13 protein-coding genes and 1 other annotated feature are annotated in these 12,183 nt (G+C 39.1%); all 13 genes read left to right on the top strand.

All coding sequences use genetic code 11. The features are described 5' to 3' along the window. Position 1 precedes the first annotated feature (1 nt). The 13 genes from sigE (at position 2) to MHH87_RS04405 (ending at position 12,099) form a co-directional block, all read left to right on the top strand. Entirely contained in the window at positions 2 to 709 is a 708-nt protein-coding gene (gene sigE / locus MHH87_RS04345; RefSeq protein WP_445683078.1) for an RNA polymerase sporulation sigma factor SigE, read from the top strand. An 87-nt stretch (positions 710 to 796) separates the two neighbouring features. Next, the gene (gene sigG, locus MHH87_RS04350; RefSeq protein ID WP_340748103.1) at positions 797 to 1,576 is read left to right on the top strand and encodes an RNA polymerase sporulation sigma factor SigG; all 780 of its coding nucleotides are present in this window, start codon (positions 797 to 799) and stop codon (positions 1,574 to 1,576) included. A 50-nt stretch (positions 1,577 to 1,626) separates the two neighbouring features. After that, the gene (locus MHH87_RS04355) at positions 1,627 to 1,866 is read left to right on the top strand and encodes a PRC-barrel domain-containing protein (protein WP_340748104.1); all 240 of its coding nucleotides are present in this window, start codon (positions 1,627 to 1,629) and stop codon (positions 1,864 to 1,866) included. Between the two features lie 75 nt (positions 1,867 to 1,941). Further along, positions 1,942 to 2,610 carry a YggS family pyridoxal phosphate-dependent enzyme gene (locus tag MHH87_RS04360; protein WP_340748105.1) on the top strand — a complete coding sequence of 223 codons (669 nt, stop codon included), beginning with the start codon at positions 1,942 to 1,944 and terminating at the stop codon, positions 2,608 to 2,610. A gap of 17 nt (positions 2,611 to 2,627) precedes the next feature. Then, entirely contained in the window at positions 2,628 to 3,122 is a 495-nt protein-coding gene (locus MHH87_RS04365) for a cell division protein SepF (RefSeq protein ID WP_340748106.1), read from the top strand. Between the two features lie 19 nt (positions 3,123 to 3,141). Continuing rightward, a complete protein-coding gene (locus MHH87_RS04370) occupies positions 3,142 to 3,399 on the top strand; it encodes a YggT family protein (RefSeq protein WP_340748107.1) in 258 nt (85 codons plus the stop codon). A 183-nt stretch (positions 3,400 to 3,582) separates the two neighbouring features. Further along, positions 3,583 to 4,371: a YlmH family RNA-binding protein gene (locus MHH87_RS04375; protein ID WP_340748108.1), complete on the top strand. Its 789-nt coding sequence runs from the start codon at positions 3,583 to 3,585 to the stop codon at positions 4,369 to 4,371. 96 nt (positions 4,372 to 4,467) lie between these two features. Continuing rightward, a complete protein-coding gene (locus MHH87_RS04380) occupies positions 4,468 to 5,010 on the top strand; it encodes a DivIVA domain-containing protein (RefSeq protein ID WP_340748109.1) in 543 nt (180 codons plus the stop codon). Positions 5,011 to 5,079: 69 nt separating this feature from the next. Beyond that, positions 5,080 to 5,346: a binding site (T-box leader), on the top strand. 145 nt (positions 5,347 to 5,491) lie between these two features. Continuing rightward, complete coding sequence (gene ileS, locus MHH87_RS04385) at positions 5,492 to 8,251, top strand: isoleucine--tRNA ligase (protein WP_340748110.1); 2,760 nt, start codon at positions 5,492 to 5,494, stop codon at positions 8,249 to 8,251. A 208-nt stretch (positions 8,252 to 8,459) separates the two neighbouring features. Further along, on the top strand, positions 8,460 to 8,939 hold the full coding sequence (lspA, locus tag MHH87_RS04390; RefSeq protein WP_340748111.1) for a signal peptidase II: 480 nt from the start codon (positions 8,460 to 8,462) through the stop codon (positions 8,937 to 8,939). Next, entirely contained in the window at positions 8,936 to 9,844 is a 909-nt protein-coding gene (locus tag MHH87_RS04395; protein ID WP_340748112.1) for an RluA family pseudouridine synthase, read from the top strand. The genes lspA and MHH87_RS04395 overlap by 4 nt, the downstream gene beginning before the upstream one ends. Positions 9,845 to 10,226: 382 nt before the next feature. After that, positions 10,227 to 10,772 carry a bifunctional pyr operon transcriptional regulator/uracil phosphoribosyltransferase PyrR gene (gene pyrR, locus MHH87_RS04400; RefSeq protein ID WP_340748113.1) on the top strand — a complete coding sequence of 182 codons (546 nt, stop codon included), beginning with the start codon at positions 10,227 to 10,229 and terminating at the stop codon, positions 10,770 to 10,772. Positions 10,773 to 10,803: 31 nt separating this feature from the next. Beyond that, positions 10,804 to 12,099, top strand: coding sequence for a solute carrier family 23 protein (locus tag MHH87_RS04405; protein WP_340748114.1), 1,296 nt, complete (start codon positions 10,804 to 10,806; stop codon positions 12,097 to 12,099). The last annotated feature ends 84 nt before the right edge of the window (positions 12,100 to 12,183 follow it).

Here is a 12,183-nt window from a genome sequence, read left to right on the forward strand (position 1 = left end):
ATTGTTTGAAAAACTCATAGCTTATTTAAAACGTATTGGACGTAAGTTTTGGAAGAAGGGCACATACTATATAGGAGGACATGATTCATTGCCAGTACCTTTAACTCGAGAAGAAGAAGTAATCGTCGTCGGAGCCTTTATGAATGGAGATATGCATGCAAGAGATACATTAATCGAACGTAATTTGCGGCTTGTCGTCTATATAGCAAGACGCTTTGATAATACAGGTACACCAATTGAAGATTTAATTAGTATTGGTTCAATCGGTCTAATTAAAGCCATTGAAACATTTAATTTAGATAAAAATATTAAGCTTGCTACGTATGCCTCACGCTGTATTGAAAACGAAATTTTAATGCATTTGCGTAAAACGAGTCGTATGAAAGGTGAAGTCTCACTAGATGAGCCTTTGAATTCAGATGCAGATGGCAATGAATTATTATTATCGGATATTTTAGGCACGGAGGAGCATATTATTACAAATGACGTTGAGAAAAAAATCGAGCGTCAGCACATGTTTACAGCCATAAATAAATTAAATCCCCGTGAAAAATATATTATGGAATGTCGCTTTGGTTTAAATGGTAAAGAAGAAATGACACAAAAAGAAGTGGCTGATCATTTAGGTATTTCGCAGTCGTATATTTCGCGTCTAGAGAAAAAAATAATTTTAGATTTACGAGAGCACTTAAACGAGCCTATTTTATAGATTGGCTGAAATTGGCATAGTTGCTTACGCATATTCTCATTGCATCCGGACAAACTGATTGAAAGATAAAGTTCGGAGGAAGAGAATATGGTGCGTACAAAAGTAGAGCTATGTGGTGTAGATACATCGTCATTACCTATATTAAAGCACGAGGATATGAAGCAACTTTTTATTAGAATGCAAGCTGGAGAAAGTGCTGTACGTGAGGAACTGGTCATTTGTAATTTACGACTCGTCCTTAGTATCGTTGGACGTTTCTCGTATCGTGGGGAACAGGCTGATGACTTATTCCAGGTCGGCTGTATCGGCTTGTTAAAAGCAATAGATCACTTTGATTTAAAGCACAATGTACGGTTTTCTACGTATGCCGTGCCAATGATAATTGGAGAAATTCGCCGTCACTTACGCGATCATCATGCACTGCGCGTCTCTCGCTCACTACGGGATATAGCGTATAAAGCGATGCAGGCAAAGGAACAGTTTATTTTAGAACATTTACATGAACCAACAATCGAGCAAGTGGCGGCTGCAATTGAGATGAAAAAGGAAGATGTGTTGTATGCGCTAGATGCGATTCAAGATCCAATGTCGTTGCAAGAGCCGATTTATTCGGATGGGGGCGATGCAATTTATATGATTGATCAATTGAAGGGAGATGTGAGCGAGGATCAATGGGTTGCTTATGTATCGGTGAAGGAAAGTCTACAAAAATTAGATTTCCGGCAACAATTAATCGTCGCAAAGCGTTTTTATTATGGTGAAACGCAAACAGAAATCGCACAGACACTTGGGATTTCACAGGCACAAATTTCACGTCTTGAAAAAAGTGCAATTGAAACAATGCAAAAGGATTATAAGTTTTTGTAGTAAGCGTACGTGCTTCGTGCGCTTTTATTCTGTTGGAAAGGGAGGTTTGCATGCGTTTTTCAACCGTGCAGGAAAAGGAAATCATTGAGGCGACGAGCGGCAAGTTTATTGGGTATATAATAGATGCGGAAGTTTGTGAGGAAAAAGGAGAGATTATAGCCTTTATAATTTCTCAGCCTAAAAAATTTTACCACTTGTTTCAAGGTGAAGAGAATACTATAAGAATAGCGATTAGTCATATTCTCACAGTTGGGAAAGACGTAATCCTGGTAAAAGGTATTAATGAATAGGTCGCGCTATTCATTGAAAATTGGTCGCTAGCTTGTTACAATGTAAGAAACTAATGTTGTAAAGTTGGGGTAAAAGTGTCGGATATCGTTAATAATTTATTTAACATACAAACAAAAATTGAAGAAGCGAAAGAGCGAGCAAATGTTTCACAAGATGTACAAATTATCGCTGTCACAAAACAGGTAGATGTAAAGCGCACAGTTGAGGCAATTGAAGCGGGTCTTCAAAATCTTGGTGAAAACCGTCCAGAAGGTCTAGCTTTAAAGCTTGAGGCAATTGAGCTAGATGCGTGTTGGCATTATATTGGTTCATTACAAACACGTAAAGTGAAGCAAGTTATTAATGAAATTGATTATTTGCATTCATTGGATCGCTTAAGCTTAGCAGATGAAATTGAAAAACGTGCAACAAAAGTAGTAAAGTGCTTTGTGCAGGCCAATGTTTCAGGGGAAGAATCAAAACATGGATTAACGAAAGAACAAGTATTAACGTTTATAAACGAACTCGCAACCTATACAAAAATAGAGGTAGTCGGCTTAATGACGATGGCGCCAAATACAGATGATGAACAAGTTGTTCGGCAAGTATTTCGTGAGCTGAAATTATTACAGCAGGAAGTTGAACAATTACAATTGCCGTATGCACCATGTAGTCATTTATCAATGGGTATGTCAAATGACTATGAAATTGCCGTAGAAGAAGGTGCAACGTTTGTCAGAATTGGCACAGCTCTTGTTGGCTAAGAAAGAAGGGATAATGGATGAGTATTAAAAATATATTTGACAAATTCTTTTACTTAGAAGAAGTGGATGAAGAACAAGGAGCTCCGGCCGTAGCGGCTCATGTAGCACCAACATCAGCCCCACGACAAGAGCAGCCAAAGCAATCAATTGTAAATAATCGTGTAAAAAAAGATCGCAAAATGCAGCCGCGAAACGAAGTTGTAGTACCTAATAACGTCGTAAGTTTGCAGGCAGCATCGTCATTAAAAAATTCTAAAGTTATTTTAATTGAACCTCGTGTTTATGCAGAGGCGCAGGATATTGCTGAGCATTTAAAAAACAAACGTGCAACAATTGTCAATTTACAACGCATTGACCGTGATCAAGGTGTTCGCATTATTGATTTTTTAAGTGGTACAGTGTATGCGCTGGGCGGCGATATTCAGCGTATAGGTACGGATATCTTCCTATGCACGCCTGATAATGTAGAAGTGTCAGGTGAAATTTCAGATTATTTATACGAGGAACTTTAAACTAGAGAGGTAGTAATATATGATTTTTTCATTAGTATCCACAGCATTTCTCGTTTACAGATTTATGCTTATTGGTTATATTTTAATGTCTTGGGTTCCAGCGTTGCAAAATTCTGCAGTTGGTAGTTTTTTAGAAAAAGTGTGTGAGCCGTATTTAGGGTTCTTCCGAAAATTTATTCCGCCAATTGGTATGATAGATATTTCACCAATTGTTGGATTATTTGTTTTAGTATTTATTGAGCAAGGTGTTTATAATGTAATAGGTTATTTACTATAATTCAAACCTTCCCCTACGTAAGTGGGGGTTTTTTAGTAGATAAGAAAGTATAACTTTCTTATCTACATAAGTAAGGACAGCATCTCGCCCTATTTTGGGCGAGATGTGTCGTTCTAAGTAGTTTTAAATATAGAATTTAGTGCGGTATACTACATAGTAAAGACAACGAAGAGAGGTGTTTTCATGGAGCATTTAATTCAACATTTTAGAAAAGATGAGCAGCAATTTATTGAGCAGGCAATTGGTTGGCAACGTGAAGTAGAAGATCGCTATGCACCAAAGCTCACTGATTTTTTAGATCCTCGTCAGCGTTTTATCGTAGGGGCTGTCCTCGGTCAATCCATTGATTTAATTATGCAGACTGCAGGTGTTTTTGAACCAGCGGAAAGGGCTCGTGTCCTTATTGCCCCATCATATTTCGTTGCAACAGAAGACGATTTTCAAATGACCATTTTTACTATTAGTTTTCCGTCTAAATTCTTACAGCTAAAGCATCCAGATGTGCTCGGTGCGCTACTTTCGCTCGGGATAGACCGTAGTAAATTCGGAGATATACGAATTTGTGAAAATACGGTGCAGTTTGCTGTAGCAACTGAAGTAGGGGATTATGTCCGGGCCAATTTAACGAGCATAGGAAAAGTAAAGGTGCATGTCGAAGAAATTGGTGAGGCGGTCCCGTTAATCCAAACTAATGAAGAGTGGATTGAGAGCTCGTATACAGTTGCTTCGATGCGTCTTGATGTGGTGCTGGCAACCGTGCTTAATATTTCACGTCAAAAAGCCCAAAGTTTAATCGCTGCTAGTAAGGTGAAGGTGAACTGGACTGTGCGCGAAACAACATCATTTGAGCTACAAGAAGGAGATATATTATCTGCGCGCGGCTATGGTCGACTAAAGGTCATTATGACTGAAGGAAGAACAAAGAAAGATAAAATTCGTCTCCAAGTAGGTCGATTAGAGCAAAAAGCGTAAATAACAAGGAAATTTTACGGAAAATTGATGTTAATGTGAAACTAAACCTATATAATGAGTTTTATAGTATAAACGTGTAAAGGAGAGTCGAATGACATGCCACTATCACCTCTTGATATACATAACAAAGAGTTTACGCGTGGATTCCGCGGCTATGCCGAAGATGAGGTAAATGAATTTTTAGACCAAATCATTAAAGATTATGAAATCATTTTGCGTGAAAAGAAAGAACTTGACGAAAAAATTAAGACGATGACCGAGCAAATGAATCATTATAATTCACTAGAGGATACATTACAGCGCTCCATTATTGTCGCACAAGAGGCAGCGGATGAAGTACGACGCAATTCTCAAAAAGAAGCGAAATTAATTGTAAAAGAATCAGAGAAGAACGCAGACCGTATTATTAATGAAGCGTTAACGAAGGCGCGTAAAGTAACAATAGAAATTGATGAGTTAAAAAAACAATCAAAAGTTTTCCGTAATCGCTTCAAGATGCTTGTAGAAGCACAGCTGGATTTATTAAATACAGATGATTGGGATCATTTACTGGAATATGATGTGCATTTGACTGAAATTCAAGCACATGCGCGGTCTGAAGAGGAAAACGATTCTTCAAGTGAGAGTACTACTTATTAGTGGATAGTGCTTGACATAAACAAGGTCATTTTCATATACTGATACACAAGTATGAAGTTTTTATATGCAAATGAAGCAAAGACGGAGACAGTATGATTTGAATGCGGTTTAGCGATTCGAGGACGGTGAAAGCTCGAACGAAGCAATTAAAACAGAAAATCACTCCTGAGCTAAACGACTGAACTACACTGGATTCAATTGGCGTAAAAACGTCAAGATGATTTAGTAAGTAAGTCGTTTCGTCACACGCTACGTTACAGCGTCTAAGAGGCAAAGAAGCACACGCTTTTTGCAAATTAGGGTGGTACCACGAGACATACGCTTCTCGTCCCTTTACCAGGGACGGGAAGCTTTTTTTTATGTAATTATGTAAGGACTTCATCTCTTCCTTTTTTGGGGGAGATATGTCTTTCTAATTTGGTTAAACGGGTAATAGTGCAGCGGTTTGCATATAGATTTCAAAAAATAGGAGGCTTTCCAAATGGTAGAGTATAAAGAAACGTTATTAATGCCTAAAACGGATTTCCCGATGCGCGGTGGTTTACCGACAATGGAACCGAAAATGCAAGAGAAATGGAACGAAATGGACATCAATAAATTAGTAAATGAGCGTACAAAAGATCGCCCATCATTTATTTTACATGATGGCCCTCCTTACGCGAATGGTGATATTCATATCGGGCACGCATTAAACAAAGTAATCAAGGATATGATCAACCGTCAAAAATCTATGACTGGTTTTCATGTACCGTATATTCCAGGCTGGGATACACATGGTTTACCAATCGAGCAAGCATTAACAAACAAAGGTGTTAAGCGTAAAGAAATGTCTGTTGCTGAGTTCCGTGAGCTTTGTGAAAAGTATGCGTACGAGCAAATTGCTAATCAAAGTTCTCAGTTCCAACGTCTAGGAGTTCGTGGTGACTGGGAAAACCCATACATCACATTAAAACCGGAATTTGAAGCACGTCAAATCGAAGTATTCGGTAAAATGGCGGAAAAAGGGTACATTTACAAAGGCTTAAAACCTGTTTATTGGTCTCCTTCTTCTGAATCGGCTTTAGCGGAAGCAGAAATAGAGTACAAAGATGTTAAGTCTGCATCAATTTATGTAAGTTTTGCGATTAAAGATGCTAAAGGTGTCGTACCAGCGGATGCAAAATTCATCATCTGGACAACAACGCCTTGGACTTTACCCGCGAACTTAGGGATCTCATTAAATCCTGAATTTATTTACGCGGTTACTCAAGTTGGCGAGAAAAAATTCATCGTGGCAAAAGAATTACTTGAAACAGTAGCGAAAGCGCTTGAGTGGGATAGCTATGAAGTTATCCAAGAAGTGAAAGGGCAAGAAATGGACCGCATCGTAGCAGCGCACCCATTCTATGACCGTGATTCACTTGTTATGGTTGGTGACCACGTAACGGCTGAAGCGGGTACCGGATGTGTTCATACAGCGCCTGGACACGGGGAAGATGACTATAACATTGGTAAACTTTATGATCTACCAATTCTGTCACCAGTTGATAATCGCGGCTGCTACACAGACGAAGCACCTGGCTTTGAAGGTATTTTCTATGATGACGCTAACAAAATGGTTACAGAAAAATTAAAAGAAGTAGATGCACTTGAAAAATTAAACTTCTTTACACACTCATACCCACATGACTGGCGTACGAAGAAGCCGGTCATTTATCGTGCAACACCACAGTGGTTCGCGTCAATTGATGCATTCCGTGATGAGTTATTACAAGCAGTAACAGCGACAAAGTTCACGCCGGCATGGGGTGAAACGCGCCTTTATAATATGATTCGCGACCGAGGGGACTGGGTAATTTCTCGTCAACGTGCTTGGGGTGTTCCGATTCCGATTTTCTACGCAGAAAACGGCGAGCCAATTATTTCACCTGAAACAATCACGCATGTATCTAGTCTATTCCGTGAACATGGTTCAAACATCTGGTTCCAAAAGCCGGCAAAAGAATTACTTCCAGCAGGCTTCACACATGCAGGAAGCCCGAACGGTGAATTCACGAAAGAAAACGACATTATGGACGTTTGGTTCGACTCAGGTTCATCTCACCAAGGAGTGCTTGTAGAACGTGGCTTAACATACCCAGCTGACCTTTATTTAGAAGGCTCGGACCAATATCGTGGCTGGTTTAACTCATCATTAATTACATCTGTAGCAATTAACGGTTACGCACCTTATAAAGGTCTTCTTTCTCACGGCTTTGTACTTGATGGAGACGGACGTAAAATGAGTAAATCTTTAGGGAACGTTATCATTCCTGAGAAAGTAATGAACCAATACGGTGCAGACATCCTACGTCTATGGGTAGCATCTGTAGACTATACAGCAGACGTTCGTATCTCTATGGATATGTTAAAACAAGTATCAGAAGTATACCGTAAAATCCGTAACACATTACGCTTCTTACACGGTAACGTTGCAGACTTCAATCCTGCGACAGACCGTGTGGCATACGAAGATTTACGGGAAATGGATCAATACATGTACATGCGCCTACAAGACGTAGTGAAAACAGTGCGTACCGCATATGATCGTTACGAATTTGCAGCTGTATACCATGCAGTAAATAACTTCGTCGCAATCGAATTATCGTCGTTCTACTTAGACATTGCGAAAGACGTTGTATACATTGAAGGTCATGACAATAAAGACCGTCGTGCAATGCAAACAGTCATGTATGATACGTTAATGGCGTTACTAAAACTTATGACACCAATCATCCCTCATACTACGGATGAAATGTGGTCATACTTAGGTCAAGAAGAAGCATCTGTTCAATTAACAAACTTCCCAGAAGTTGAAGAGAATGAAAATTTCGCTGACCTACGTGCGAAATGGGTAAATGTCATTGCTGTACGTGACGAAGTGTTAAAAGCGCTAGAAGAAGCACGTAACGCAAAAGTAATCGGTAAATCACTTGAAGCGAAACTTTCTGTATATGCGGATGGAGAAGTCGTGCAATTACTTAATGATTCCAATATTAATTTTGCTCAGCTTTCAATCGTTTCTGAGTTTGTCATTGCAGGTAGCAAAGCTGACGCACCTGAACACGCATTAGTATTAGATAAAACTGCCATCGTTGTTGAAAAAGCTGACGGGGAAAAATGTGAGCGTTGCTGGTCAATTACTGAAACAGTAGGTAAAAACGAAGCGCATCCAACATTATGTACTCGTTGTGCAGAAGTTGTTGAAAATTATTACGTATAAGTAAATAAATTAGGCGATGTCTCGGAACTTTTCTGAGGCATCGTTTTTATGTTAAGGAAATTATAAAATTGCGGCTGTAGGCAATCGTTTTTTGTCGAAAATAATTATGCTAAAATGATAATTTTCATTTCAAGTGATTATATCCCTATAAGTATGCATACGGTTTGTGATAGAATGGGTAAGATATATCGTAAACGGGGGAACTGCTGTGTATAAATATTATGGATTAGCTTTGTTTGCTATACTATTAGACCAATGGACGAAATGGGTAATAGTTAAAAATATGGAATTAGGAGAACGAATTGCGGTTTGGGATCCATGGTTAGGTATTTTATCGCATCGAAATCGCGGTGCTGCATGGGGCATGCTAGAAGGTCAAATGTGGCTATTTACCATTGTTACAGTGGGTGTCATCGTTGGGATTATTTACTTCTACCATACAGAAGCGCAAGGAAAGCCTATGTTCCAAGTGAGCTTAATGTTACTACTAGGCGGGGCAATTGGTAACTTTATCGATCGACTTTTCCGAGGTGAAGTAGTCGATTTTATAGACGTACTTATTCCGGGTATTAATTATCATTTCCCGATTTTTAATATTGCCGATGCAGCGTTAACAATAGCGGTGACTATGCTTTTAATTACGATTATTTTAGAAGATCAAGCAGAAAAGAAAAAGGTGAAAAAATGACAGTAGTAACACATACAATCCAAGCAGAAAACGTTGGAGAACGTATTGATAAAGCATTGTCGTCTATTCAAACAGAATGGTCGAGATCACAAATTAGTAACTGGCTTACTGAAGGCAATATCAAAGTCAATGGGAATACAGATGTAAAGCCAAAGTACAAAGTAAGAGAAGGTGACATCATTGAAGTTGATGTGCCAGAAGTTCAAGAATTAGAAATTATAGCGGAAGATTTGAATTTAGAAATCGTCTATGAAGATGCAGATGTTTTAGTTGTTAATAAACCAAAAGGAATGGTTGTACATCCCGCGCCAGGTCATGCATCAGGCACATTAGTAAATGGATTAATGCACCATTGTAAAGACTTATCAGGTATTAACGGCGTGATGCGTCCTGGTATAGTGCATCGTATCGATAAAGATACTTCAGGCCTATTAATGGTCGCTAAAAATGACATTGCGCACGTATCATTAGTGGATCAATTAGTAAAAAAGACCGTAACACGTAAATATACAGCACTTGTACATGGTCATATCGCACATGATAAAGGGACAATTGATGCTCCAATCGGTCGTGATGTGAAGGACCGTCAAAAGCAAGCAGTTGTTGATAACGGCAAGAACGCAATAACGCATTTCCAAGTAATGGAGCGCATGGGGAATTTTACGTTGGTAGAATGCCGTCTTGAAACGGGTCGTACACACCAAATTCGAGTCCACATGAATTATATTGGTTACCCATTAGCTGGCGATCCAAAATACGGGCCGAAGAAAACCCTCGATTTCGATGGACAAGTACTGCATGCAGGTGTATTAGGCTTTGAGCATCCAGTTACAGGTGATTATTTAGAGTTTTCATCACCACTACCTGCAGATTTCGAACAATTGTTGTCTGAACTTCGTAATTAGTATTGACATGTATCTTTATGGGTAATATACTATGAAAAGTGAAAAACTAAATAACCACCTTTAATGACAGTCCAGAGAGGCTGAGAAGGTACTTGTGAAATGTAGAAAAAATTTAAGCTGATCTGTTTACTGCGTAGATGAATGCGGTAAGTATAAGCGTATGATTTCTGTCTAGCTGATTAAAGTGAAGCGGAAACGATTTTTTCGTCATGGTCTTTTAACACTTGTATATTCAACCTCTTGAGCGGATGCTTGAGAGGTTTTTTGTTGTAAAAAACAAAAGTGAGTAAGCTAAGAAGGACGCTTCCCTAGGGCAAATGCATGGTCAACTTCATGTTGACTACTGACCGACAATAAAACAACAATGAAAGGAGAAATGAACATGCCTCAAATTACAGAATTACTAGACGGACCTTCAATGAACCGTGCTCTGACACGTATTGCACATGAGATTATCGAACGCAATAAGGGCATAGATGAATGTATTTTAGTTGGTATTAAAACACGTGGAGACTTTTTAGCAAGACGCTTAGCCGAGAAGATTGAAAAAATTGAAGGTAAGCCAATTCGAACAGGTGAACTGGATATTACGCTTTACCGAGATGACTTATCAACAAAGCAAGTAAATGATGAAGCGCAGGTACAGCAAGTAGATATTGAATACAAAGTAGATACGCAAAAAATTATTTTGGTGGATGATGTATTATATACAGGACGAACAGTACGTGCAGCGCTTGACGCAGTTATGGACTTAGGAAGACCTTCTCAAATTCAGCTTGCTGTATTAGTAGACCGAGGACACCGAGAACTACCGATTCGCGCTGATTATGTAGGGAAAAATATACCTACATCGGGGACAGAACGAATCGTCGTGAATTTATCAGAAGTAGACGGGCAAGACTTAGTAACAATTCATAAAGAAGACTAAATCAACAATAAAGAATGCGAGGAAAATAACAATGTCAAAAGCAGTTTTAGATATTAACGACAAGCCAAGTAGTGGGCAGTTGATAACGTTAAGTTTCCAGCATATGTTTGCCATGTTTGGATCAACAATTTTAGTACCACAATTAGTAGGGTTGAGCCCAGCGATAGCCCTTTTAACGAGTGGGATTGCGACAATTATGTTTTTACTCATTACACAATTCAAAGTACCAGCTTACTTAGGCTCATCATTCGCCTTCATCGCGCCGATTTTAATTGCAACAGGCGGTGTGGATCAGGCTACTGGTGCAAATATAAATCCAGGAAATGCGATGATCGGAGCAATGGCAGTTGGTATTGTATACGGGATCGTATCACTCCTTATTTGGAAAACAGGCTATAAATGGCTAATGCGTCTCCTACCACCGATTGTAGTAGCACCAGTCATCATCGTAATCGGATTAGGGTTATCAGGAACAGCTGTAGGAATGGCGATGAACGTAAATGGTGAATATAGCTTTTTACACTTCTCAGCAGCATTAGTCACATTGTTCTCAGCAATTATCTTCACGGTGTACTTTAAAAATATTTTAAGTGCGATGCCAATTTTAATGGGCTTAATTATCGGCTACATTTATTCTTGCATCATCGGAATCGTGGATTTCTCAGCAGTAAAAGAAGCGTCATTTTTCGCAATGCCAGAGTTCTTAATTCCTGGTGTAGACTATGAAATCAACATCACATTAAAAATTTTACTGGCAATGGTGCCGATCGTTATCGTAACGATTTCAGAGCATATTGGCCACCAGTTAGTTCTAGGGAAAGTTGTTAACCGTAACTACATTAAAGATCCAGGTCTACATCGTTCAATCTTTGCAGATGGGCTTGGAACATTTGTCAGTGCATTATTAGGTGGACCTCCAAAAACAACATACGGTGAAAATATTGGTGTACTGGCCATTACGCGTGTGTATTCCGTATATGTAATTTTAGGGGCAGCAGTCATTGCGATTATTGTATCATTCTTCGGTCAAGCGATGGCATTAATCTCAACAATCCCAACGGCCGTGCTTGGCGGGATTTCAATCCTGTTATTCGGGATTATCGCTTCAAGTGGTTTACGTATGTTAGTTGAAAATAATGTAGACTTCGGTAACAACCGTAATATGGTAATTGCATCAGTAATTCTAGTAGTAGGCATCGGCGGAGCAGCCTTAAGATTTTCAGAGTCATTTGCCATCGAGGGCATGGCGTTAGCCGCGATTATCGGTGTTATTTTAAACTTAGTTTTACCTGGTCGCGATACAAAAGAAGTAGACTATGACAACTAAATAGAAGTACCTTTTAAAGAGTGTCCAGAGAGGCAAGCAAGGGGAATTTGAAAAGCATAAGATAGGCGAACTATAGCTATCTTT

It is taken from the genome of Solibacillus sp. FSL H8-0538 (genome assembly GCF_038003525.1).
In the GTDB taxonomy this organism is placed as follows: domain Bacteria; phylum Bacillota; class Bacilli; order Bacillales_A; family Planococcaceae; genus JBBOPI01.